Raw genomic sequence first — 23,267 nt, 5'->3', positions numbered from 1 at the left:
CATCGACGACCGGGTCACCGTCGAACACCTGCTGACGCACACCTCCGGCATCGGCGACTACTGCGACAGTGAGTGGTAACGCGGGTTAGAACGCGCCTTACCACTCACGACCGCTTCAGTCCGCGATCAGCACCGGCTTCCGGAAGCCGGCCCCCAGCTCCCGCTGCCGCCGCACGAACCACCTGCCCGGCGCGATCCCCGTTGCCCCGTGCTCGGGATGCACCAACCACGCCGGTGCCGTGTTCTCGAACGCCGCGATCGCCAGCCGTTCGGGGTCGCCCAGCCACGTCGTCATCCGGCACGTACCCGGGTCCGCGACCAGCGTGTGCGGGTTGTTGCCCGCCTCGCCGCGAACCAGCTCGCGGCCTTCCGGCGGCAGCTCCCACCAGTCGTGGAGCACCCAGCCGAGCCACGCCAGCGGCAGCACGACCAGGTCACCCTGGGCCTGGAGCCCGTCGATCACCGGCACCGTCACCTGGCGGTCCAGGTGCTCGAGGACGTCGAGTCCGGTCCGGTCCAGCAATTCTGCAAGAAACATGTGATCACCTGTCCAAGCTCAAGTCCGGCGCTGCAGGCGCGCGTACTGGGCCCCGGTGAGCCCGTACGACCAGCCGGCCGCGTCGAGGGGATGGTCGAATCCGGCGGGGACACGCAGCCCGTAGCGACGGCGGGTGCCGTCGCGCTCCGCCGAGCCGTTCACCGCCAGCAGCAGCCGCGAAGGCGGGTGTCCCGGCAGGTCGTAAAGCTGCAGCTCACAGCCCGGGTTCCCGGGATCGGGTGCTTGGCTCAGGACCCGCAGCCCGGCCTGCTCGATGTATGCGGCCCAGCCCAAGTGCTCGATCGCGCACCGGCGCACCTCGGCGTTCACCGAACCGTTGATCCGGTCCGCGGTGGGGTCTTCGATCACCCAGGACGGCACTCGCGTGCCGTGCCAGGCGTGCACGCCCCAGCCGTCGGGGTAGACCATCGCGAGCCCGGTTTCGCAGTGCAGCCGGTGTTCGCCGTCGGTGCGGATGGCCAGCGGTCGTTCGGAGACGACGCAGACGCCGTCGCGCGGCCACCACCAGCCGCAGGAGCGGACGAGGGTCGCCCACAGCTCCAGCTCCGGGTCACCCGAGTCCGGCGTCACCCAGTAGGCGTCCTGCTGGCCGTACCAGTACAGGCCGAGTGACTGCCGGATGCCGGACCGGACCAGGGTGGTGATGGCTTCCTTGATGGTCTGCCGCGCCTCGGGAGAGACATCGCGCTGACGTTTCCGCAGCGCGGCCGCGCGGGTCGCCATGCGGGCTGCCACCGGTTCCGCGAAAAGGTCCGGTGACGATCGCAGCGGTGGCACGGCAGCGTTCGGGGAAGGGACCCACACGAACCGCGGGGGTGGCTCGGCGAGCAGGGCGTAGAGCCGGGTGATGGCGGCTTCGGCCGCGGAGCGATCCGCGGGCTCGGTGCTCAGGGCATGGCTGTGCCACCGGGAAACATCAAAGGATCGGCGGTCCGGCCGCCGGGAGGCGCTCAACGCGCGAGGGCGCGCACGCCCTTTCGAATCGACATGCTTCGATCATGACAGGCCCTTCGCCGATCACGCAACCCTGGACCTGAAGCCCCTTCCCCGCCTAAAGTTCGTCGTGCCCGTGGTCCGTACCGCGGTTCCGCCGTCGCACTCGTCTTCCCCCGAAGGAAGTGTCCATGGACGGCAGGTTCACCCGGCGGCAGCTGATCAAGGGCGGGCTCGCGGTGGCGGCGGTGCCGCTGCTCCCGGCCGTCGCCTCGGCGGCGCCCCGCACCGATGTCCCCACGCTGCCGTGGCCGGCGGCGAACGACATCGTCGCGAACACCACCATCCCCACGTTCCCGGACCGCAGTTTCCCGATCACCGGTTACGGCGCGAAGAACGACGGCAAGACCGACAACACCGCGGCCATCGCGAAAGCGATCGACGCCTGCGCCGCGGCCGGCGGCGGTCACGTGGTCGTGCCGGGCGGCGGCAGTTTCCTCACCGGGGCCATCGCGCTCAAGAGCAACGTCGACCTGCACCTGGAAAAGGGCGCGGTCCTCAAGTTCGGTGGCGACGCCTCGAAGTTCCCGAACGTCCTGACGCGCTACGAAGGCATCGAGTGCGTCAACCACTCGCCGATGATCTACGCCTACGGGCAGAAGAACATCGGCCTCACCGGCAGCGGCACGCTCGACGCGGCGGCGACGTCGTCGTGGAACAAGGGCAGCGACCGCGCCTACCTGGAAACGCTGGTGGCCAAGGGAACCCCGCCGGAGAAGCGGGTCGTGCCGGGCTCGGGGCACAGCATGCGCTCGGCGTTCGTCGAGCCGTACGCCTGCGAAAACGTGCTGATCCAGGGCGTCACGCTGAAGAACTCCATGTTCTGGCAGCTGCACCCGACGTTGTGCCGCAACGTCACGGTCGACGGCGTCAGCACCGACCCCAGCACCGCGCACAGCAACACCGACGGCTGTGACCCCGAGTCGTGCGACCACGTCGTCATCGCCAACTGCACCCTCGGCGCGCACGACGACAACATCGCCATCAAGTCCGGCCGCGACGCCGACGGGCGCCGGGTGAACGTGCCGTGCCAGAACCTCGTCGTGGTGAACTGCGTGATGAACGGCAACTGGGGCGCGATCACCTGCGGCAGCGAGCAGACCGGCGGGATCCGCAACGTCTACGCCTACCAGCTCACCGTGAAGGGTGACACGAAGTTCGCGCTGTACGTGAAATCCAACACGCTGCGTGGCGGGTTCTCCGAGAACATCAACCTCGACAGCGTTTCCGGCACCTTCGCGCGCAACTTCGTGTACGTGACGTCCACCTACAACAGCCAGACCGGCAGCGACGTCCCGTCGTTCGGGCCGTTCACGATCAGCAACTGCTCGAGCACGAAGATCGCCGGCAAGACGTTCGACGTCAGTGGCCTTTCCGGCGCCCACGTGCACGGCCTGGCCGTGACGAACTCCACGTTCAAAGGCGTGGCCGACACGGCGAACACGCTGAAATACGTGGACAACGCCCGCTTCACGAATGTGACGGTGAACGGGAAGCCGATCTGAACCTGCGGGATCGGACGCGCTGCGGCAGGCTTACTACCAACGAGTAGGAAGCCTGCCGTTCGTCCTTTCCGGAGGTAGCCGTGGACGTCCCAGAAGTGCCCTCGAAGGTGGACCCGGACGCCCTGACCGCCGTCCTCGACGGTCGCTGGGCCGAACTGCGCCGCGGGGTGCGGGCGCAGATGGCCGGCGCGCAGTTCCGGGACCCGGTGGACCTCGGCATCGAGGCGCACCGCGCCCAGGTGCTCGACCAGCTGCGCGCGCTCGCCGAAACCGACCGCCCCGGCCTGGGTTTCGACCCGGCGTACGGCGGCGGTGGCGACGTCGGCGGCTCGGTGACGTCGTTCGAGCTGCTCGGCTACGGTGACCTGTCGCTCATGGTGAAGGCCGGCGTCCAGTGGGGCCTGTTCGGCGGTGCCGTCCAGCTCCTCGGCACGCAGCGCCACCACGAGCGGTACCTGCCCGCGATCATCGACCTCGGCCTGCTGGGCTGCTTCGCGATGACCGAGCACGGCCACGGCTCCGACGTCCAGCACCTGCGCACCACGGCCACCTTCGCCGACGGCGGGTTCGTCATCCACACGCCGGACGCCATGGCGCAGAAGGAATACATCGGCAACGCGGCCCGGGACGGCCGGATGGCGGTGGTGTTCGCGCAGCTGGTCACCGACGGGGAAGGCCGGGGTGTCCACGCGTTCATGGTGCCGATCCGCGACGAGAGCGGCGCACCGATGCCCGGCGTGTCCATCGAGGACTGCGGGCCGAAGGCGGGCCTCAACGGTGTCGACAACGGACGGCTGAGCTTCGACCACGTCCGGGTTCCGCGCGAAGCCTTGCTGAACCGCTTCGGTGACGTCGCCGAGGACGGGACGTACTCGAGCCCGATCGAAAGCGACAGCCGCCGGTTCTTCACGATGCTGGGCACGCTGATCCGCGGCCGGGTGAGCGTCGGCGGCAGCGCGGGGAGCGCGACCAAGCGTGCGCTGGCCCTGGCCGTCCGCTACGGCGAGAAGCGGCGGCAGTTCATGACGCCGGACGGCGACGAGGTCGTCATCCTCGACTACCTCGGGCACCAGCGGAAACTGCTGCCGGCGCTGGCGAAGACGTACGCGCTGCACTTCGCGCAGGAGGAGCTGGTGTCGAAGCTGCACGACATCGACTCCTCGGCGCCCGAGGAGGAGCAGCGCGAGCTGGAGTCGCGGGCGGCCGGGCTGAAGGCGCTGAACACCTGGCACGCGACGGCGACGATCCAGGCCGCGCGCGAGGCGTGCGGCGGCTCCGGGTACCTCGCCGAGAACATCCTGCCGGGCCTGAAGGCCGACACCGACGTCTTCACGACGTTCGAAGGCGACAACACGGTGCTGCTGCAGCTGGTCGCGAAGGGCCTGCTGACCAGCTACAAGCAGGACTTCGAGGACCTTTCGCCGCTGGCCACGGCCCGGTTCGTCACCGACCAGGTGGTCAGCGCGATCCTGGAGCGGACCTCGGTGCGCAAGGCGCTCGAGTCGCTCACCGAAGGGTCCGATTCGGACGTCTTCTTCCGCCGCGAGTGGCAGCTGAAGTTGTTCGAGGACCGCGAAGAGCACGTCGTCGAAGGCGTGGCGAAGCGCCTGCGCAGGGCGGCCGACGACCCGTTCGGCGTGTTCAACGCGGCGCAGGACCACGTGCTGCGCGCCGGCCGCGTCCACGTCGAGCGGCTGGTGCTGGAGGCGTTCGCCGCGGCCGCCGAGCGCTGCGAAGACCCGGACGCCCGCACGCTGCTCGAGCGCGTCTGCGACCTGTACGCGCTGTCGGCGATCGAAGAGGACCTGGCGTGGTTCCTGGGCCACGGACGTTTGACGGCGTCGCGCGCGAAGGCCGTCACGTCGGCGGTCAACCGGCTCTGCGCGGAGCTGCGCCCGCACGCCCGGACGCTGGTGGACGCGTTCGCGATCCCGGAGCAGTTCCTCGCGGCGCCGATGCTGGCGTCCTGATCGGCCGTTTTGGGCGTTTTCCCTGGTGGGGTGCGGGAGAGCGGTTCGCGTACGTCGTCTAGCGTTGCGCGTCCGCTCCCCGCTCTCCCCGAAGGAAGTCCCCATGGGTGCACGCCGTGAAAGACGCCTGCTCGAAACCGCCGCGCCGATGATGCAACCGGGCGAAACGCCCGAAGTGGTCGCCATGGCCAAGGTGGGTTCGCTGCGGAAGGTGCTCGGCCGGCACTTCGCGCTCGCCGCCGCGACCGCGGTGCTGAGCGGCGGCACGATGTTCTCGATCACCACCCAGCGCGAGCTCTACCTGCTCCTGACCGACCGCCAGCTGCTGTTCTTCGAGGCCGACGCCTACACCGGCGGCCCGGGCAAGCCCCTGTTCGGCGTCCCGCGGACGCACGTGGCGATCACCGAGCCGCGCGGCGGCGTCCTGCTGAAGTTCGAGCTGTACATCCACGGCTGGGACCAGGCGATGACGTTGTCGATGCCGCCGTTCCCGCCGTCGCTGCGGAAGAAGGGTCGGCAGCTGGTCGCCGGCCTGCCCCGCCTGCAGGCGGAGTGACCCGGGTGGGTGGCCGGTATCGGGGACCGGCCACCCACCCGGGAGCCGTCACGGCCGCCGGTGCTCGCGGTCGTCGTCGGTGATGTCGAACTGCTCCTTGCGCACCTTGCCGGAGACGGTCTGCTCGTCGGTGACCGTCTCGGTCCGCAGCCGTGCCCGCTCGACCGGCACGGTTTCCTTGCGCACGACCGGCTTCTCGGCGTGCAGGACGACCTCCTGCTCGGCCTCGCCGATCTCCACCCGGCCGTCGGCCCGGGTGACCGGCTCCCGCTCGATGCGCACCTCTTCGTGCCGCACCGGCACGGTGACCTGCTGCTCTTCGGTGACGACGTACTTGCGCAGCCGCACGTGCCCGGTCTCGACCTGCTCGGTCCCGACGTTCAGCCGTTCTTCGGAGCGCGTCATGCTGCGGTCGTCACGCTTCTCGCGCCCGCCCATGGCGGCCTTGCCCTTGTCCATCCGCCCGTCGGCCGAGGTGCGCGGCACCGGCAGGCCGTAGTGCTGGTAGAGCTGGGTGCTCTCCTCGGGCGAAAGGTGCCCGTCGGCGTCGATGCGCGGCGCGTCGGAGACGCTGTCCTTGCCGACCTGGACGTGCACGCCGTCCCGGTCGGTGTGCGCACCGGAGAGCGGGACGAAGCTTTCCTTGGTGCCGAACAGCCCGGTCCTGACGGTGATCCACTCCGGCTGGTGCGTCGCGTCGGCGAGGTAGACGTTGCCGACCTTCCCCAGCTTGTTGCCTTCGGGATCGACCACGGCGCTGTCGATGAGTTCCTGCGGCTGCATGGTGCTGGCCATCGCGGTCCTGCTCCTTCCACGCGGGGGTTCCTGGTGCGGCCCACGTTCGGCCGTCCCGCGCCGGGCGGCAACCGTCGTGGTGTTCCCGTGGGTGACCCCTGAACGTGATCGTTTGAAGCGCCCGCGGCTGGCCAGGCCCGGGCCGGTGTCCTGGTGGAACCCGGTGCCCCCGGCGTGACCGGCCGCGGCGGCGGTGGCGCGAAGGTGTGGACCTGGATTCCGGGTGACCGGCGTCACTCGCGGTGCTGTCACAACGCCGTCGCCCGGGTCGTCAAGGGGGTGAAGCAGCCGAGGAAAGGGGAACACCATGGAAGCGCGGCTCAACATGTTCGAGAACGAGATCACCGCCAAGTTCGTCAAGCGCCTGATCGCGGCCTCCCGCCCGGTCGAGGAGTCGTCGCTGCCGCACGCGACGCAGGAGCTGGTGAAGATCCGCGCGAGCCAGATCAACGGCTGCGGGATGTGCCTGGACATGCACACGAAGGACGCGGCGGCGGCCGGCGAGACGGCGGTCCGCCTGGCGATGGTGGCGGCGTGGCGCGAAGCGGTGGTGTTCACCGAGGCCGAGCGCGCGGCCCTGGCGCTGGCGGAGGAAGGAACCCGCCTGGCGGACACGCACACGGGTGTCACCGACGAAACGTGGGCGGCGGTGCGCAAGCACTACGACGACGAGCAGATCGGCGCGCTGGTCGCCCTGGTGGCGACGATCAACGCGTGGAACCGGCTGAACGTGATCGCCCGCAACCCGGCGGGCGAGTACCAGCCGGGGATGTTCGGCTGAGTCCGGCGGCGATCACGGTGAAAACCGCCCGGAGGCGCGGCCCCTCATCCGAAACCCGAGTGGGGGGCCGCGCTTCTTTCGGCAGAAAACGCTAGGCGTACATGGCCAGCCAGATCGCGATGTAATGCGAAACAGCGGCCAGCACCGTGCAGGCGTGGAAGTACTCGTGGTACCCGAAAGTCTCGGGCCAGTGATTGGGCCACTTGACGGCGTAGAACACCGCTCCGAGCGTGTAGAACAACCCGCCCACGCACAGCAGCACCAGAGCCGCGATCCCGGCGTGCGAAGCCAGCTCGGGGAAGACGAACACCGCAACCCAGCCCAGGGCGATGTAGATCGGCACCCCCAGCCACCGGGGAGCGTGCGGCCACAGCATCTTCAACGCCACTCCGGCAATCGCCCCGCCCCAGACGATCGACAGGATCACGTACCCGGTCGGCTTCGACATCGCCAGCAACGTGAACGGCGTGTACGTCCCGGCGATGAACAAGAAGATCATCGAGTGATCGGCGCGCTTCATCCACTTGTACGCCCGCGGGCTCCAAAGGCGCCGGTGGTACAACGCGCTGACCCCGAACAGCCCCAGCACGGTCAGCCCGTACACCGACGTCGCCAGGGCGGCCACCGGCGACACGGTGGACGCAGCCAGGCTGATCAGCGCGGCAGCGGCCGCCACCGCGCCGAAGAACGTCCAGAAGTGGATGTGCCCGCGCAGCCGCGGGCGGAGGTCCACCACCGGCTCGGGTTCCGTCGTCACGCTCACCCGTCCAGGTTACGGGACCGTAGGTTCTCCGGCAGCGGTCGAGTCACACGCCTCACACCGGGTGCGTACGCTGGCTCGACGTGAGTGTTCGCTCCTTCTTGTCCGACGTCGTGTACAGCGCCTACGGTAGGCGCCTCATCCAGCAGGCCGCCGGCCGGCATCCGCGGCACATCGCCATCATGCTCGACGGGAACCGCCGGTGGGCCCGTGAAGCGGGCTTCACGGACGTTTCGGACGGTCACCGGGCCGGCGCGAAGAAGATCGCGGACTTCCTGAGCTGGTGCCAGGAAGCCGACGTCGAGGTCGTCACCATGTGGCTGCTGTCCACCGACAACCTCAACCGCGACCCCGACGAGCTCACGCCGCTGCTGAAGATCATCACCGACGTCACCGACGAGCTCGCCGCGCCCGGGACGCCGTGGCAGCTGCGGATCGTCGGCGCGCTCGACCTGCTGCCCGCCGACGTCGCGAAGCGGCTCAGCGAGGCCGCCGCCCGGACCGAGGGCCGGACCGGGACCGAGGTCAACATCGCCGTCGGGTACGGCGGGCGGCAGGAAATCGCCGACGCCGTGCGCAAGCTGCTGCGCCAGCACGCCGACGAGGGGACGTCCATTCAGGAACTGGCGAAGATCCTCGACGTCGACCACATCTCCGAGCACCTCTACACCTCGGGCCAGCCGGACCCGGACCTCATCATCCGCACCTCCGGTGAGCAGCGGCTTTCCGGCTTCCTGCTGTGGCAGTCCGCGCACTCGGAGTTCTGGTTCACCGAGGCGTACTGGCCCGCGTTCCGGCGGGTCGACTTCCTGCGTGCGATGCGCGACTACGCCTGGCGGCACCGCCGGTTCGGCTCCTAGCGGACCGGAAAACCGCTGCTCACGACCCCTGGGTGGCACTCGGAGTTGATTTCGGACGACCGACGGTGAGATGACGATCTGGCGAATCACCGTGTTGGCTCCCTGCGCGCCGCCGGATTCGTGGGTACCTTCCGAGGTGAGGGCACGCGTTCCGTGCGGGTCCTCGCGGGAGGCCCTGGTCGTGGCGGTGATCGAGGGGGCGGCTCAGCCGCCCACGAGACGCTCGAGGGGGCCGGCACCCGGCCCTCGTGGCCGCGCCACCTGACCCCGGTCAGGAGGAGTGGTCCAGCCAGGGAGGTGCCCGGCCCAGCGAGTGCGGGCGTGAGGTGCACACGCCCTCGAGGGAGATGCCGTCGTGACTGCGCAGCGTTTGCCCCGCAAGGCCTCTGGCCACTCTTCGACCGGTGCCGTTCCCGGCCCGGAGAAAGCGCCCGAATCCCAGCCGCACATGTACGTGCTCGACACGTCGGTCCTCCTTTCGGACCCGTGGGCCGTCACTCGGTTCGCCGAGCACGCCGTCGTGCTTCCGCTGGTCGTCATCAGTGAACTGGAGGCGAAGCGCCACCACCCGGAGCTGGGCTGGTTCGCCAGGGAATCCCTGCGCATGCTCGACGACCTGCGCCGGCAGTACGGCCGGCTCGACGCGCCGCTCCCCATCGGGGACCACGGCGGCACGCTGCAGGTGGAGCTGAACCACTCGGACCCGTCGGTGCTCCCCTCCGGGTTCCGGACCGACTCCAACGACCACCGCATCCTCGCCTGCGCGCTCAACCTCGCGGCCGAGAACCAGGCGGTCACGCTGGTGACGAAGGACATCCCGCTGCGGGTCAAGGCCGGGGCCGTCGGCCTCGAGGCGGACGAGTACCGCGCGCAGGAAGTGACGCCGTCGGGCTGGACGGGCATGGCGGACGTCGACGTCCAGCAGGAAGTGCTGGACGCGCTGTTCGGCGGCAGCACCGTCGACCCGGTCGAGTGGGGCATGGACGAGCTCGCCGAACTGCCCTGCCACACCGGGCTGCGGCTGCTCGCGGGCAGCTCCAGCGCACTCGGGCGGATCACGGCGGACAAGCGCATCCGGCTGGTCCGGGGCGATCGCGAGGCGTTCGGCCTGCACGGCCGCAGCGCCGAGCAGCGCGTCGCGCTCGACCTGCTGCTCGACTCCGACGTCGGCATCGTCTCGCTGGGCGGCCGGGCCGGAACGGGCAAGTCGGCGCTCGCGCTGTGCGCCGGCCTCGAGGCGGTGATGGAACGCCGTCAGCACCGCAAGGTCGTGGTGTTCCGGCCGGTCTACGCGGTCGGCGGCCAGGACCTCGGCTACCTGCCCGGGTCCGAGAGCGAGAAGATGCAGCCGTGGGCGCAGGCGGTGTTCGACACCCTCGGCGCGCTGGTCAGCCAGGAGGTCCTCGACGAGGTCTTCGACCGCGGCATGCTCGAGGTGCTCCCGCTGACCCACATCCGCGGCCGGTCGCTGCACGACACGTTCGTGATCGTCGACGAGGCGCAGTCGCTGGAGCGCAACGTCCTGCTCACGGTGCTCTCGCGGCTCGGCACGGCGTCCCGGGTGGTGCTCACGCACGACGTCGCCCAGCGTGACAACCTGCGCGTCGGACGGCACGACGGCGTCTCGGCGGTGATCGAGAAGCTGAAGGGCCACCCGCTGTTCGCGCACGTCACGCTGACGCGCTCGGAGCGGTCGCCGATCGCCGCCCTGGTCACCGAAATGCTGGAGGACCACGGCTGATCCTGCGCTCCCGGCTGCCCGGCAAACGTTTCCGCGTTTGCCGGGCAGCCGGTGAAAAACCCGCTCGGCCGCTATGCGGTCGATCCGGGCCTGGGCATAGTGGGCCGGATGGGGCCGGAAAATCTCTCTCGTCGTGAGCTTCTCGTCCGCAGTGGTGCCGTCGCCGCCGCGCTGACCGTGGCCGGGACGGGGGTGGCTGAGGCGGACGCCGGACGCGACGGCGTGGTGCTGCGGCAGGGCACGAACATGTCGGCCGCGCTGTCGCCGGACGGCCGGTGGATCGCGGTCGACCTGGTCACCGGGATCTGGGTGCTGCCCGCCGCCGGCGGCCGCGCCCGCCGGCTCACCGACGACCTGCAGGACGCCACGCTCCCCGGCTGGTCGCCGGACGGGCGCCGGATCGTGTTCCAGTCCTACCGCGACGGCAACTTCCACCTCTACGTCATCGACGCCGCCGGCGGGACGCCCCGCAAGCTCACCAGCGGGCAGTTCGACCACCGGGAGCCCGTGTTCTCGCCGGACGGCACCAAGATCGCCTTCAGCAGCGACCGGGACGGCAGCTACGGCATCCACCTGCTGGACATCGCCTCCGGAGCGATCAGCACGGTGGTGTCCACCGCCGACGAAGAGGCGTCGCCGCGGTGGTCGCCCGACGGCACCATGATCGTCTTCACCGTGAACGACACCGCCGTCGACGTCGTCACCCCGGCCACCGGCGCCCGCACGCGCCTGGTCACCGCGACCGGCGCCGACAAGGTCTACGGCCCCGCGTTCGGTCCCGGCGGGCAGCCTTCCTACCTGCGGCTGCGCGGTGCCGAAGCCGACCTCATGCTCGGCGACCGGCAGCTGACCCAGGGCGAGGACGTCTTCGGCTTCGCCGCGAACTGGTCCGGGAACGACGTGCTCTACACCGCCGACGGGCACATCCGGCGCCGGGACCAGGCCGGCGCGGTGAAGGACATCCCGTTCGAGGCGAGTGTGTCCACGGCGACCCGCGACTACCGAAGACGGGTCCGTGACCTGGACTCGGCCGCGCCGAAGCCCGTCCGGGGCATCGCGAGTCCGGTGGTTTCGAGGGACGGCAAGCAGATCGCGTTCCGCGCCCTCAACGCGATCTACGTCGTCGCGGCGAGCGGAGGCCGGCCGCAGCGGCTGATCGGCGACGGTTACTTCACCTCCGACCCGGACTTCCACCCGGACGGGACGAAACTGCTCTACACGAGCGACCGGCTCGGCACCGCCGCCCTGTGGCTGCGTGACCTCGGAACCGGCGAGGACACCGTCCTCACGCAGCTGCCGGGCGCCCAGGTCGCGCCGCGGTGGTCGCCGCACGGCGGCCGGGTGGCGTACGCCGACCAGGACGGCGCCACCTGGGTCCACGACGTGGCCACGGACACGGCCCAGCAGGTGACGCCGCCGCTGTTCATGCCGGGCCGGCCCACCTGGTCGCCCGACGGGTCGGTCCTCGCGCTGGCCGCGGTCAAGCCGTACTCGCGGCGCTACCGCGAAGGCACCAGCCAGATCCTCACGGTCGGCCTGCGGACCGGCGAACTCCGCTACGCCGAGCCGATGCCGTTCCGGTCGCTCGCCACCCGCGGCGACGACGGTCCACTGTGGTCACCCGACGGCCGGTACCTCGCGTTCACGGTCGAAAGCGTCGCCTGGATCGCCCCGGTCGACGGCACCGGACGGCTGATCGGCGCGCCGCGGCAGGTCACCCACGACGTCACGGACTCCCTGGCGTGGCAAGGGAACGACACGCTCGTGTACCTGTCGAAGGGGCAGCTCAAGGCGCAGAAGATCACCGGCGGCGAACCGCGCACGATCCGGCTCGACTTCACCTGGGCCCGCCCGCGCCCGCCGCGTCCGACCGTCATCCACGTCGGCGCGGCGTGGGACGGCGTCGCCCGGACGCTGCAGCGCAACGTCGACATCGTCGTCGACGGCGGCCGGATCGCCGACGTCCGGCCGCACCGGCACGCCCCCGGGACGGTCGACGCGCGCGACCTGACCGCCATGCCCGGGCTCGTCGACATCCACAACCACTGGCACCTGCGCGGCCGGCAGTGGGGTGACCGGCAGGGCCGGCTGTGGCTGTCCTACGGCATCACCACGACCCGCTCGCCCGGCGACCCGGCGTACCAGATGCTGGAGACGCGCGAGGCCCTGGAGTCCGGGAACCGCGTCGGGCCAAGGTATTCCGGCACCGGGGAAGCCGTCGACGGCTCGCGGATCTACTACAACTTCATGCGGCCGACGCTGTCGCCCGCGCAGCTGGACCTCGAGCTGTCCCGTGCGGTCGAGCTCGAGTACGACCTGATCAAGACCTACGTCCGGCTTCCGGTGGGCACCCAGCAGGCGGTGGTCCGGGCCGCGCACCGGGCGGGCATCCCGCTGTCGTCGCACTACCTGTACCCGGCGGCGGACATCGGCATGGACGCGATGGAGCACACCGGCGCCACCAACCGGCTCGGGTACTCGCACACCGTCAGCCGGACCGGCCGGTCGTACCAGGACGCGGTCGCGTTGTTCGTCCGCTCGGGGATGTCGATCACGCCGACGTTGTTCACCTCGCGGGCGTTGTACGCGGACGACAAGTCCCTCGTGACCGACGAGCGCACCGAGGTCCTGTTCCCGCCGTGGGAGTACCAGCTGCTCAGGACGACGGCGGACACCGTGGGCCACCCGGAGAACGCCTACCTGCGCCGAGTCCTCGCCGGGAACGTCGACATGGTGCTGCGCATCCACCGCGCGGGCGGGTTCGTGGTCACCGGCACGGATTCCCCGCTGGACAACGTGGCCGTGTCCACCCACCAGAACCTGCGGGCCATGGTCGCGTTCGGGTTCACGCCGTACGAGGCGCTCACCACCGCCACCCGCAACCCGGCGCGGTGGCTGGGGCTCGAGGACCGGATCGGCGTGCTCAAGCGGGGTGCGTACGCCGATCTGTCGCTCGTCGCCGGCAATCCGTTGCTGGACGTCAAGGCGGCCGCGAACGTCCGCAGCGTCCTGGTCGGCGGGGTGCTGCGGACGGTCGGCGAGCTGCTGGCGCCCTACCGGAACCAGCCGGGCGCGCGGGCGGCCACCAAGGTGGCGCCCGCGGCCCGGTCCGCGGAGAAACGGCACTGGTGGCACGTCCCGGAGTGGTCGGAACACATCTGCTGCGCGGGCTGAGCAGCCTGCCGCAGTGGTCGTGAGTGGTAAGGCGAGTTCTAACGCGCCTTACCACTCACGAGCCGTTACCAGCCCGAGGGGAGGGGACGGCCTTCGGCGAAACCGGCGGCCGACTGGACGCCCAGCAGCGCGCGCTGGTGGAACTCCTCCAGGGTCCGCGCGCCCGCGTAGGTGCAGGACGAGCGCACGCCGGAGCCGATCGAATCGAGGAGGTCCTCGACGCCCGGGCGCTGCGGGTCCAGCGACATCCGCGACGACGAGATGCCCTCCTCGAACAGCGCCTTCCGCGCGCGGTCGAAGACGTTGTCCGTGCGCGTCCGCGCGCCCACGGCACGCTTCGACGCCATCCCGAACGACTCCTTGTACGGCCGGCCCTGCTCGTCGAACCGCAGGTCACCGGGGGATTCGTAGGTGCCGGCGAACCACGAGCCGACCATCGCCGCGGACGCGCCCGCGGCCAGCGCCAGCGCGACGTCACGGGGGTGGCGCACCCCGCCGTCGGCCCAGACGTGCTTGCCCAGCTCGCGCGCGGCGGCCGCGCAGTCGGCGACCGCGGAGAACTGCGGGCGGCCGACGCCGGTCATCATCCGGGTCGTGCACATCGCGCCCGGCCCGACGCCGACCTTGACGACGTCGGCGCCGGCTTCGATCAGGTCGCGCGTGCCCTCGGCCGTGACCACGTTCCCGGCGACCACCGGGACCTGCGGCGACACCGACCGGACGGCCCGCAGCGCGGTGATCATCTTCTCCTGGTGCCCGTGCGCGGTGTCGACGACCAGCACGTCGACGCCCGCCTTCAGGACCGATTCGGCCTTCGCCGCGACATCGCCGTTGACGCCGATCGCGGCGGCGACGCGCAGCTTGCCGTCGCCGTCGACGGCCGGGGTGTAGATGTCCGCGCGCAGCGCCCCGACGGCGGTCAGGACGCCCGCCAGGCGGCCGTCGGCGTCCAGGCCCAGCGCCAGGGGGGCGCCGTGGCTGTGCAGCCGCTCGAAGACCTCGCGCGCCGGCGTGTCCAGCGGCACCGCGACGCTCGCGGGCTGCGCGACGTCGGCGAGCCGCGCGAAGCGGTCGACGCCCGCGCAGGCCGCTTCGTCGACGATGCCGACCGGGCGGCCTTCGCCGTCGACGACCACGACAGCGCCGTGGGCGCGCTTGTGGACCAGGTTGAGGGCGTCGGCGACCGCGTCACCGCCGGTCAGCACCAGCGGCGTGTCCCACACCGTGTGCCGGCTCTTCACCCAGCCCACGATCTCGGTGACGGCGTCGGTGTCGACGTCCTGGGGCAGCACGACCAGCCCACCGCGGCGGGCGACGGTCTCGGCCATCCGGCGGCCGGCGACCGCGGTCATGTTCGCGACCACGATCGGGATGGTCGCGCCGGTGCCGTCCGCGGTGGCGAGGTCGACGTCGAAGCGGGACTCCACGTCCGAACGGTTCGGCAGCAGGAACACGTCGTCGTAGGTCAGGTCGTGGGCGGGCCGGTGGCCGTCGAGGAAACGCACGAGTCACCAGACTACCTGCCGGGCCCGTGGCAGGATCGAGGGCATGAGCCGCCGCGACCGGGACGCCGAGGGACGGGCACGCAACGCACGGCCGCGCGACGGCCTCGGCCGGCCGCTGCCGTACGGCGCGGACGGCGTCGAACGGCAGCCCGAAGGCATCGCGCGCACCCCGGCGCAAACGCTTGCGGAGGCTCAATGGCTGCTCGACGACGGCAAGCCGTTCCACGCCCACGAGGTCTTCGAGGACGCGTGGAAGACGACCGACGGCCCGGACCGCGAGCTGTGGCGCGGCCTCGCGCAGCTGGCGGTCGGGCTGACGCACGCGGCCCGCGGCAACAACGTCGGCGCGGTGTCCCTGCTGGAGCGCGGCGCGGCGAACATCGAGCCGTTCCGGACCGAGCCGCCGCACGGGATCGACGTCACCGGGCTGCAGGAGTGGGCGCGCTCGCTGGCGGAAGAGGCGAAGCGGCGGGTCCGGGTGTCGCCGAGCCCGCCGCGGCTGACGCGGCTGACGTACTGACGTGCCGGCGGCGAGGTTGCGGCCCGGCAGCACGTCTCAAGGCCGGTCCCAGCCGTCCGACGCGGCCTTCTCGGCGCCGATCGTCGTGCCTTCGCCGTGTCCCGTGTGGACCTTCGTCGCGTCCGGGAGGGTGAACAGCTTCTCGCGGATGGACCGCACGATCGTCGGGTAGTCCGAATAGGACCGGCCGGTGGCGCCCGGGCCGCCGTGGAACAGCGTGTCGCCGGTGAACAGGACGCCCAGCTCCGCCGCGTACAGGCAGACCGCGCCCGGTGCATGGCCCGGCGTGTGGATGACCTGCAGGGCCGTGCCCGCGATGGTGAGCACCTCGCCGTCGGCCAGGTCGCCGTCCGGGGCGCGGTCCGGGTGCGTGAGGTCCCAGACGACCCGGTCGGCCGGGTGCAGCAGGATCGGCGCGCCGGTCGCCGCGGCGAGCCCGGGGGCGGCGTTGACGTGGTCGTTGTGCGCGTGGGTGCAGACGATCGCGGCCAGTTTCCGTTCGCCCACGACGTTTTCGATCGCCTTCGCGTCATGGGCCGCGTCGATCACGATCACTTCCGCGTCGTCGCCCACGACCCACACGTTGGTGTCGACGTCCCAGCTGCCCCCGTCGAGCTCGAAGACGCCGGAGGTCACCAGGTTCTGCACGATCGCCGTCATGCGCCCGACCTTAGTGGTCATTCGACGGGTAGCTGACATACCGTCGGTATGCTACCGTCGAGTCATCTTACCGTGAGTAAGTTCGAGAGGTGACGCGATGACGCTGCTGGCGGAGCCGCTGAAGCTGCGGTGCGGGACGGTGCTGCCGAACCGCCTGGCCAAGTCGGCGCTGAGCGAGCAGCTCGGCGACCGCCGCAACGCCCCCACCCGGGACCTCCACGAGCTGTACCGGACGTGGGCCCGCGGCGGCGCGGGCGTCCTGGTCACCGGGAACGTCATGGTCGACCCGGCCGCGCTCGGCGAGCCGCGCAACGTGGCGGCGGCCGCGGACCCGGCCGGCTTCCGGGCCTGGGCGCGGGCGGTCGAGGGCACGGACGCGCAGCTGTGGGTGCAGCTGAACCACCCCGGGCGGCAGAGCCCGCGGTACCTCTCGCGCGAGCCGGTGGCGCCGTCCGCCGTGCCGTTCGGCAACCGGGGCATCCGGACCGCCTTCGCGCCGCCGCGCGCCCTGACCGGCGACGAGATCGAGGCGATCATCGAGCGCTTCGCGGTGGCCGCGCGGACGTTCGTCGACGCCGGCTTCCACGGCGTCCAGATCCACGGCGCGCACGGCTACCTCGTGTCCCAGTTCCTTTCGCCGCTGACGAACCGGCGCACGGACGCGTGGGGCGGCGACGCGGCGCGCCGCCGCCGGTTCCTGCTGGAGGTCGTCCGCCGGGTCCGCGCGGCCGTCGGCGACGACGTGCCGGTGGCGGTGAAGCTCAACAGCGCCGACTTCCAGCGAGGCGGCTTCACCGAGGACGAGTCCCTGGAGGTCGTGCGCGAGCTCGGCGAAGCCGGGCTGGACCTGCTGGAGGTGTCCGGCGGCACGTACGAGAAGGCCGCGATGATGGGCTCCGGACGCGCGAGCACCCAGGCGCGCGAAGCGTACTTCCTGGACTACGCGGCGAAAGCGCGTTCGGTTTCCGACGTGGCTCTGATGGTCACCGGCGGCTTCGCGACCCTGGGCGGGATGGAGGAGGCGCTGCGCTCGGGCGCCCTGGACGTCATCGGGCTCGGCCGGCCGCTCGTCGTCGACCCGGCGTTGCCGTCCCGGCTGCTCGGCGGCGAGGACGTCCGGGCCGAGCGGCTCTGCCCGAAGACCGGCATCCGGCTGGCCGACAGCCTGCTGGAAATCCAGTGGCACACCCGGCAGATGCACCGGATCGCCACGGGCAAACCGGCCGACCGCCGCGGCGCGCTCCCGACGCTGGTGCAGGCCGGGCTGACCGACGGCCTCAACGCGTTCCGCCGCGCCCGCGGCTAAGCGGGTTCGACCCGCGCGAGCCGTCGGTCGTACAGGAACGCGCCGGCGGCCAGCGCCGTGAAGAACAGGCCGATGAAGACGCAGTTCAGCGCCACCTGGCCGTAGCCGAGGGTGCCCGCGTCGACGAACGGGTACGGGTAGAAGCCGGTGATCGCGCCGCGGGGGAGGGTGAACGCGAGCCAGGCGAGCGGGTACAGCAGCGACCACCAGACCGTGCGCCAGCTCAGCACGCCCCGCGGGGCGGCGAGCAGCCAGCCGAGCACGAACAGGATCGGCGTCACCTTGTGCAGCATCGTGTCGGCGAACAGCGAGAGGCCGTGCAGTTCGTAGAGGCCGGCCAGGGCGACCTGGTAGACGATGCCGGTCACGATGATGCCGACCAGCGCGTCCAGCCAGAGGACGGTGAACAGGCGGCCGCGGGCCACGCCCAGCGCGACCAGCGCCGAGGTGAGCGTGACCAGCAGGTTCGAGTCGATCGTGAAGAAGCAGAGCAGGTTCGCGACCCGCCCGTCCGGGGCACTCGCGGTGACGGCGACCTGGGTGCCGAGGCCGGTCAGGGCGACCAGCGCGGTGACCGCGAACCAGGCGCGGGTGAGCTTCTCGCTGCGCATCGGGGGAGCTTAACTCCACTGTGGACCGACTGCGCCCCGGCGCCGTCCGCACCGGGGCGCCCGGTCGTCAGGCCGTGAGCAGCGAGTCCCGGAGGGCGGTGAACGCCTCGTACTCCGCCTTCTGCTCGACCGGCAGCTGGTAGGCGGCGGCGAGGAGCTTGTTCACGGAGGGGAGGATGCTGAGCCGGAACGTCCGGCCGTCAGTCGTCTTGATGACGAACCGGCCCTGCAGGTCACGCTTCTTCACCGACGCGCGGTTGGCGTCGGTGATCGTCAGCGGCGTGCCCGCCGTGACGGTGCCGTTCTTCTCCTCGAGCGGGACGAGGACGAGATCGGTCTGCCCGGGCTTGAAGCCCAGCGCGAAGTTGGCGACGCTGGTGGTGCGGAAGACCAGGTAGTTCTTCTGCCGGATCTCCACGGCGTACACCTTGGTGTAGCCCGCTCCGCCGTCGACGGCGCCGTCGAAAGCGGCGTGGATGGCCGCCTTCATCTGTTCCTTGCTGACCACTGCTTGCTCCTGCCGTGACCGCTCGGGAAGTGAGCGGAATCCCTGTGAAGGAGCGCACTTTAGGGAATCTTCGGCACCGGCCGTGTCGGGAAAATTCTCGTCACGGCGCGTCGAATTCGTCGAACGGCAGCCCGGGCCCGGTCTCCCTCCACTGTGGCCGGTGGGCCGAGCGGGCACCAGCTACTTTCGTCGGTCAGCTCCCTTCCGACCGGTCGCCGTGCAGCAGGCCGCGGACCGTGTCGATCGTGTCGGCCTCCGCCGGGTCCTTGTCCGGGCGGTAGCGGACCACCCGCGCGAACCGCAGCGCCAGGCCACCGGGGTAGCGCGTCGAAAGCTGGGCGCTGTCCAGCTCGATCTCCACCACGACCTCCGGCCGCACGTACACCGTCCAGTCGTCGCGGTGGGTTTCGATCTCCTGGAACGTCCTCGTCTGCCACGCCAGCAGTTCGTCGGTCATGCCCTTGAACGTCTTGCCCACCATGATCGGCGGGCCGCCGTCCGGGTCGCGGGCGCCCAGGTGCAGGTTGGACAGCGTGCCGGTGCGCCGGCCGTGCCCCCACTCCGCGCCGAGCACCACCAGGTCGATCGTGTGCACCGGTTTGACCTTCAGCCACGCCCGCCCGCGCCGCCCGGCCGCGTACGGCGACGCGAGGTCCTTGACCATCACCCCTTCGTGGCCCGCTTCCATCGCCGCCTCCAGCACGGCTTCCGCCCGCGAAGTGCCGACCTCGCCGGGGATCACGTGCGCCCCGGCGACCTTGCGCAGCGCCGCGTTGCGTTCCGACAGCGGCGCGTCCAGCAGGTCGACGCCGTCGAGGTGCAGGCAGTCGAAGAAGTACGGCCGCAGCAGCAGGGCCTTGACCTGTTCTTCGCGGGTGCTGCCGAACCGGCTCTGCGTGTCCTGGAACGGCCGCGGCCGCCCGGCGTCGGTCAGCGCCAGCGTCTCGCCGTCGAGGACAACCGACTCGCACGGCAGCGCCCGCACGAGTTCCACCAGCTCCTGCACGCTGGCGGTGATCTCGCGCAGCGTCCGCGTCCAGATGTGCACCTCGTCGCCCTGGCGGTGCACCTGGATCCGTGCACCGTCCATTTTGTACTCGACGATCGCCTCGGCGTGCTCGGCGACGGCCTCGTCGAGCGACTCCGCCGGGGACGCCAGCATCGGCTTGACCGGTGTGCCCAGGGTGAGCCGGAACTCCGCCAGCACCGCCTGCCCGCCGGTCAGCGCCGCGACCGCGGTGACGCCGAGCTTCCCGGACAGCATGAAGGCCCGCCGCACGTCCGCGGCCGGCACCTCGGCCGCCGCCGCGACGGCGTCGACCATCACGCCTTCCAGCGCGCCCTGCCGCAGTTCGCCGGTGACCAGCCGGAACAGGAACCGCTGCTCCTCCTCGGTCAGCCGCACGAACAGCGCGCGCAGCACCTCCTGCCGCCGCGCGTTCGACCCCGTGCCCGCCGCCACGCCCGCGGCCGCGGTCAGGGCCGCGTCGACCTCGGTGACCGTGGCGACGGGCTCCTCGGCCGGTGACGCGCCCAGCGCGGCCAGGGTGCGCCAGCCCGCACCCAGCCTGTCCTGGGCCGTCTGCCCGGTGAGGTAGGCGACCACGGCGGGCAGCTCGGCGATCTCCGCCGCGCGCAGCACCGCGGCCAGGACGGCGATCTTCGCCTTCCTGGACCGGGTCGCCGCCAGCTCGGCGGACGCGCGGACCAACTCGTTCAGCAGCACCCGGACATCATGACCCGGACCACCGACAATTTCCGAACGGCTAGACGAGTAATGCGTAAGTCTGGGTGGTGGCCGGAGACGGACAAAGGGTGTCCAAGATCCGTTTGTGACGACAGACCTGAACACCCTTCTCACCGTGCTCTACGTCAAGATCGACGACCACCTCGCGGGTAGGCGCCGGGTGGGCCGGCCACCGAAGCTGACCGACGCGGAGCTGGTCACCCTGGCCGTGGCCCAGACGCTGCTGGGGTTCACCTCCGAGGCCCGCCAGCTGCGGTACCTGCCTGCCCGCATGCCTGGAGCGTTCCGCTACCTGCCCGGCCAGTCCGGCTTCAACCGCCGCCTGCGTGCCGCATTGCCGCTGGTCAAGCACGTGATGCGCTAGTTCGCTGCCGATACCGACCTGTGGACCGACACCACCTGGATCGCCGACTCCACCCCGGTCGAGTGCGGCCGGTCCCGGCCGACGGTCAAGCGTTCGGAGCTGGCCGGGTGGGCCAAGTACGGTTTCTGCCGCTCCCACTCGCGCTGGTTCTTGGGACTGCGGCTGCACCTGGTCTGCACTCCGGCCGGGCTGCCGGTCGCCTGGGCGTTGGCTGACCCGAAGGTCGACGAGCGACAGGTGCTCATGGCCATCTGCAACAACGAACCCCGCCTGCTCGCCGACCGGCCCGGTCTGCTGATCATCGCCGACAAGGGCTACGTCTCCCGCGAACTCGACCACTACCTCACCGAACGCGGAGTTCGGCTGATTCGCCCGTCCTGCCGCAACCGCCGACCTCATCCCGGTGAGCCGCTGCTCAAGTCCATCCGCCAGCTCATCGAATCGGTCAACGACACCCTCAAAGGCCAGCTCAACCTGGAACAACACGGCGGACGCACCATCGAAGGCGTCGGCGTCCGCATCGCCCAACGCCTCATCGCGTTGATCGCCGCCATCTGGCACAACGGCGCCACCGGCCAACCCGTCACCCGATCCCGGACCACCGACAATTTCCGAACGGCTAGCTGTCCGCCCTGGTGCAGAGGGGGTCGAGCAGCCCGTCCTTGGCCACGCAGGGCGTGTACCCGGCGTCCTGGAGCTCCGCCCGCGCGGCCGGGCTCGCCAGGTAGTCCAGGAACCGCTTCAGCACGCTCTCGCCGTCCGGTACGCCCTTCGTGTAGAGGTATTCGACGGTCCAGAACCCGTAGCCGGCGTCGATGGCCGTGACGTCGGGGTAGCGGCCGTCGAGCTGCACGACGCCGACCTGCGGGTTCCGGGCGGCTGCCGTTTTGGCCGCCGGGACGTCGGCGTACCCGATCGCGCCCGGTACCGCGGCGACCTCGGTGAGCACCTCGGCGGTCGTGCCTCGCTCGCAGCGGGTGGTCGCCGCGGCCGGGTCGCGTTCGGGCCGCCGGCAGGAGTCCGACGTCAGCCGGTCCTCCGCGCCGCCCAGCACCTTCTGCTCGAACGTCTTGCGCGTGCCCGACTCCTGCCCGCGCCCGACGATCCCGATCGGCACCGACGGCCCCGGCCGCAGCTGGTCCCAGTTGCGCACCCGGCCGCTGAAGATGTCCTTGACCTGCTGGGTCGTCAACCGGTCGACACCGGCGGCGCGGTTGACGACCAGGCTGTAGACGACCACCGCTACGGCCTTCGCTTCGAGATCGGGGCCCGCTTCACCCGACCGGCCGTCCGAGAGCACCGCCAGCCCGTCCTTGCCCGCCGCGTCGAGCGGGGCGAGCGCGCGGACGCCGGTGACGCTGCCGGTCGCGCGGGTCGTGATGGCCGCGTCGTCGCACTGGGCGTGGTACTCGGCGGCGATGTTGTCCATGATCGGGACGAACGCGCTCGACCCCTCGACCGACAGCTTCCCGGCGGCGCACTGCGCGGTCCCGCCGGACGGCCGCGACCACGACACGAGCAGCGTCGCCAGCAGCGCGCCGGTCAGCAGCACCCCGACCGCCGTCGTGACGATCGGCCAGGTGATCCGGCGCTGCTTGCGCTCGTCCTTGATCCGGCCCGCGGCGAGCCGGGCGTGGTGGTCGATCTCCTTGCTGATCTCGCCGTCGCCGTCGCCGGGCTCGCGCAGTACGACGACCAGCTTGAACTTTTCCTTGCGCTTCAGCGAAAGCCGGGCGAACCGGACGCCGTGCCACTCGGGTGCTTCCGCCGGGGGTTCGGCCGCGGCCAGCCCGGCCAGCCGCTTCGGCAGCAGCGCGCGCACCCGGGACAGCTTCACGCCTTCGACCGGTCGCTGCGGGGTGTCGCGCGTGAAGAACTCGAGGCCGTCGCGGACGTGCTGGCGCAGGCCGTCGTCGGTGGCGTCGGACACCCGCGCGTCCCAGACGATCCGGCTGCCGAACGTGAACGACAGCGGGATTTCGAAGTCGTCCGGCGCGATGTCGAACCCGCCGGTGTTGTGGATCCGGATGACGACGATGCTCATCCGGTCGAGCAGCCGGGCCATCTGCGCCAGCTGCGGAGCCGCCTGCGCCGAGCCGTTTTCACCGTCGTGCAGGTCGATCGGGGACAGGCCGATCTTGGAGTTGTAGAGCACCCGGAACGCCAGCCGGCGCCGCCGGATGAAGTAGCGGTCGACGAACGGCGCGGCCATCGCGACCAGCGCGGCGAGGCCCAGTACGAGACTGCCCGAGTCCGAGCTGAGGATCTCGGCGAGTGACTGCATCGTCGCGCCGACGCCCACCGTGCCGCTCCTCTGCCCCCGGACTCCCCAGGACAAGCAGCGTAGGCAGC

Annotated in this window: 19 protein-coding genes and 1 pseudogene; 10 read left to right on the top strand and 10 right to left on the bottom strand. The window is 71.0% G+C overall.

Annotated elements, in window-relative coordinates:
* Positions 1 to 115: 115 nt before the first annotated feature.
* The gene (locus ABZW17_RS41730) at positions 116 to 538 is read right to left on the bottom strand and encodes a hypothetical protein (protein WP_354826958.1); all 423 of its coding nucleotides are present in this window, start codon (positions 536 to 538) and stop codon (positions 116 to 118) included.
* Between the two features lie 18 nt (positions 539 to 556).
* Positions 557 to 1,282 carry a DUF6745 domain-containing protein gene (locus tag ABZW17_RS41725; protein WP_354826956.1) on the bottom strand — a complete coding sequence of 242 codons (726 nt, stop codon included), beginning with the start codon at positions 1,280 to 1,282 and terminating at the stop codon, positions 557 to 559.
* A gap of 401 nt (positions 1,283 to 1,683) precedes the next feature.
* Between ABZW17_RS41725 and ABZW17_RS41720 the strand changes: the two genes are divergently transcribed.
* The 3 genes from ABZW17_RS41720 to ABZW17_RS41710 all read left to right on the top strand — a co-directional run bounded on the left by ABZW17_RS41720 (position 1,684) and on the right by ABZW17_RS41710 (position 5,583).
* A complete protein-coding gene (locus tag ABZW17_RS41720) occupies positions 1,684 to 3,057 on the top strand; it encodes a glycosyl hydrolase family 28 protein (protein WP_354826954.1) in 1,374 nt (457 codons plus the stop codon).
* A gap of 80 nt (positions 3,058 to 3,137) precedes the next feature.
* Complete coding sequence (locus ABZW17_RS41715) at positions 3,138 to 5,027, top strand: acyl-CoA dehydrogenase (protein ID WP_354826951.1); 1,890 nt, start codon at positions 3,138 to 3,140, stop codon at positions 5,025 to 5,027.
* Positions 5,028 to 5,130: 103 nt separating this feature from the next.
* Entirely contained in the window at positions 5,131 to 5,583 is a 453-nt protein-coding gene (locus ABZW17_RS41710; protein ID WP_354826949.1) for a hypothetical protein, read from the top strand.
* Positions 5,584 to 5,631: 48 nt separating this feature from the next.
* Here ABZW17_RS41710 and ABZW17_RS41705 read toward each other — a convergent pair whose 3' ends face one another.
* Complete coding sequence (locus ABZW17_RS41705) at positions 5,632 to 6,378, bottom strand: PRC and DUF2382 domain-containing protein (RefSeq protein ID WP_354826946.1); 747 nt, start codon at positions 6,376 to 6,378, stop codon at positions 5,632 to 5,634.
* Positions 6,379 to 6,685: 307 nt separating this feature from the next.
* Here ABZW17_RS41705 and ABZW17_RS41700 point away from each other — a divergent pair, with 307 nt between their 5' ends.
* On the top strand, positions 6,686 to 7,159 hold the full coding sequence (locus tag ABZW17_RS41700; protein WP_354826943.1) for a carboxymuconolactone decarboxylase family protein: 474 nt from the start codon (positions 6,686 to 6,688) through the stop codon (positions 7,157 to 7,159).
* 91 nt (positions 7,160 to 7,250) lie between these two features.
* On the opposite strand, the gene ABZW17_RS41695 is transcribed toward ABZW17_RS41700, so the two are convergent.
* Positions 7,251 to 7,892, bottom strand: coding sequence for a hemolysin III family protein (locus ABZW17_RS41695; RefSeq protein ID WP_354826960.1), 642 nt, complete (start codon positions 7,890 to 7,892; stop codon positions 7,251 to 7,253).
* Positions 7,893 to 8,002: 110 nt separating this feature from the next.
* Between ABZW17_RS41695 and ABZW17_RS41690 the strand changes: the two genes are divergently transcribed.
* From ABZW17_RS41690 to ABZW17_RS41680, 3 genes are all read left to right on the top strand, one after another.
* Positions 8,003 to 8,779 (top strand): isoprenyl transferase, encoded by a 777-nt coding sequence (locus tag ABZW17_RS41690; protein WP_354826941.1) that lies wholly within the window; start codon positions 8,003 to 8,005, stop codon positions 8,777 to 8,779.
* Positions 8,780 to 9,227: 448 nt separating this feature from the next.
* Positions 9,228 to 10,520 (top strand): PhoH family protein, encoded by a 1,293-nt coding sequence (locus ABZW17_RS41685; protein WP_354826939.1) that lies wholly within the window; start codon positions 9,228 to 9,230, stop codon positions 10,518 to 10,520.
* A 108-nt stretch (positions 10,521 to 10,628) separates the two neighbouring features.
* Positions 10,629 to 13,694, top strand: coding sequence for an amidohydrolase family protein (locus ABZW17_RS41680; RefSeq protein WP_354826937.1), 3,066 nt, complete (start codon positions 10,629 to 10,631; stop codon positions 13,692 to 13,694).
* A 65-nt stretch (positions 13,695 to 13,759) separates the two neighbouring features.
* Here ABZW17_RS41680 and ABZW17_RS41675 read toward each other — a convergent pair whose 3' ends face one another.
* A complete protein-coding gene (locus tag ABZW17_RS41675; protein WP_354826935.1) occupies positions 13,760 to 15,199 on the bottom strand; it encodes a GuaB1 family IMP dehydrogenase-related protein in 1,440 nt (479 codons plus the stop codon).
* 43 nt (positions 15,200 to 15,242) lie between these two features.
* Here ABZW17_RS41675 and ABZW17_RS41670 point away from each other — a divergent pair, with 43 nt between their 5' ends.
* Positions 15,243 to 15,719 carry a DUF309 domain-containing protein gene (locus tag ABZW17_RS41670; protein ID WP_354826933.1) on the top strand — a complete coding sequence of 159 codons (477 nt, stop codon included), beginning with the start codon at positions 15,243 to 15,245 and terminating at the stop codon, positions 15,717 to 15,719.
* Positions 15,720 to 15,755: 36 nt separating this feature from the next.
* On the opposite strand, the gene ABZW17_RS41665 is transcribed toward ABZW17_RS41670, so the two are convergent.
* Positions 15,756 to 16,379: an MBL fold metallo-hydrolase gene (locus tag ABZW17_RS41665; protein WP_354826931.1), complete on the bottom strand. Its 624-nt coding sequence runs from the start codon at positions 16,377 to 16,379 to the stop codon at positions 15,756 to 15,758.
* 97 nt (positions 16,380 to 16,476) lie between these two features.
* Between ABZW17_RS41665 and ABZW17_RS41660 the strand changes: the two genes are divergently transcribed.
* Complete coding sequence (locus ABZW17_RS41660) at positions 16,477 to 17,685, top strand: NADH:flavin oxidoreductase/NADH oxidase family protein (protein ID WP_354826928.1); 1,209 nt, start codon at positions 16,477 to 16,479, stop codon at positions 17,683 to 17,685.
* Here ABZW17_RS41660 and ABZW17_RS41655 read toward each other — a convergent pair.
* The 3 genes from ABZW17_RS41655 to ABZW17_RS41645 form a co-directional block, all read right to left on the bottom strand.
* On the bottom strand, positions 17,682 to 18,296 hold the full coding sequence (locus ABZW17_RS41655; protein WP_354826925.1) for a Pr6Pr family membrane protein: 615 nt from the start codon (positions 18,294 to 18,296) through the stop codon (positions 17,682 to 17,684). The genes ABZW17_RS41660 and ABZW17_RS41655 overlap by 4 nt on opposite strands.
* Positions 18,297 to 18,363: 67 nt before the next feature.
* Positions 18,364 to 18,804, bottom strand: coding sequence for a hypothetical protein (locus ABZW17_RS41650; protein ID WP_354826923.1), 441 nt, complete (start codon positions 18,802 to 18,804; stop codon positions 18,364 to 18,366).
* A 193-nt stretch (positions 18,805 to 18,997) separates the two neighbouring features.
* Positions 18,998 to 20,530 carry an ATP-dependent DNA ligase gene (locus ABZW17_RS41645; protein ID WP_354826920.1) on the bottom strand — a complete coding sequence of 511 codons (1,533 nt, stop codon included), beginning with the start codon at positions 20,528 to 20,530 and terminating at the stop codon, positions 18,998 to 19,000.
* A 106-nt stretch (positions 20,531 to 20,636) separates the two neighbouring features.
* On the opposite strand from ABZW17_RS41645, the pseudogene ABZW17_RS41640 reads away from it, so the two are divergent.
* Positions 20,637 to 21,479, top strand: a pseudogene (locus ABZW17_RS41640) (IS982 family transposase); the annotation flags it as partial.
* A 55-nt stretch (positions 21,480 to 21,534) separates the two neighbouring features.
* Here the strand turns inward: ABZW17_RS41640 and ABZW17_RS41635 are convergent.
* Positions 21,535 to 23,217 (bottom strand): substrate-binding domain-containing protein, encoded by a 1,683-nt coding sequence (locus ABZW17_RS41635; protein ID WP_354826917.1) that lies wholly within the window; start codon positions 23,215 to 23,217, stop codon positions 21,535 to 21,537.
* Between the last annotated feature and the right edge of the window lie 50 nt (positions 23,218 to 23,267).

The sequence above is a fragment of the Amycolatopsis sp. NPDC004625 genome, from assembly GCF_040609695.1.
Classification (GTDB): Bacteria; Actinomycetota; Actinomycetes; order Mycobacteriales; family Pseudonocardiaceae; genus Amycolatopsis.
The sequence above is the reverse complement of the archived record's forward strand: the minus strand, read 5'-3'. Positions and strand labels throughout refer to the sequence as shown.

What these genes read in the sequence shown, in the direction of transcription:
- ABZW17_RS41730 (WP_354826958.1), bottom strand. Translation starts at nt 538, where the DNA reads ATGTTTCTTGCAGAATTGCTGGACCGGACCGGACTCGACGTCCTCGAG.
- ABZW17_RS41725 (WP_354826956.1), bottom strand. Translation starts at nt 1,282, where the DNA reads ATGGCGACCCGCGCGGCCGCGCTGCGGAAACGTCAGCGCGATGTCTCT.
- ABZW17_RS41720 (WP_354826954.1), top strand. Translation starts at nt 1,684, where the DNA reads ATGGACGGCAGGTTCACCCGGCGGCAGCTGATCAAGGGCGGGCTCGCG.
- ABZW17_RS41710 (WP_354826949.1), top strand. Translation starts at nt 5,131, where the DNA reads ATGGGTGCACGCCGTGAAAGACGCCTGCTCGAAACCGCCGCGCCGATG.
- ABZW17_RS41705 (WP_354826946.1), bottom strand. Translation starts at nt 6,378, where the DNA reads ATGGCCAGCACCATGCAGCCGCAGGAACTCATCGACAGCGCCGTGGTC.
- ABZW17_RS41700 (WP_354826943.1), top strand. Translation starts at nt 6,686, where the DNA reads ATGGAAGCGCGGCTCAACATGTTCGAGAACGAGATCACCGCCAAGTTC.
- ABZW17_RS41685 (WP_354826939.1), top strand. Translation starts at nt 9,228, where the DNA reads ATGTACGTGCTCGACACGTCGGTCCTCCTTTCGGACCCGTGGGCCGTC.
- ABZW17_RS41680 (WP_354826937.1), top strand. Translation starts at nt 10,629, where the DNA reads ATGGGGCCGGAAAATCTCTCTCGTCGTGAGCTTCTCGTCCGCAGTGGT.
- ABZW17_RS41670 (WP_354826933.1), top strand. Translation starts at nt 15,243, where the DNA reads ATGAGCCGCCGCGACCGGGACGCCGAGGGACGGGCACGCAACGCACGG.
- ABZW17_RS41665 (WP_354826931.1), bottom strand. Translation starts at nt 16,379, where the DNA reads ATGACGGCGATCGTGCAGAACCTGGTGACCTCCGGCGTCTTCGAGCTC.
- ABZW17_RS41660 (WP_354826928.1), top strand. Translation starts at nt 16,477, where the DNA reads ATGACGCTGCTGGCGGAGCCGCTGAAGCTGCGGTGCGGGACGGTGCTG.
- ABZW17_RS41655 (WP_354826925.1), bottom strand. Translation starts at nt 18,296, where the DNA reads ATGCGCAGCGAGAAGCTCACCCGCGCCTGGTTCGCGGTCACCGCGCTG.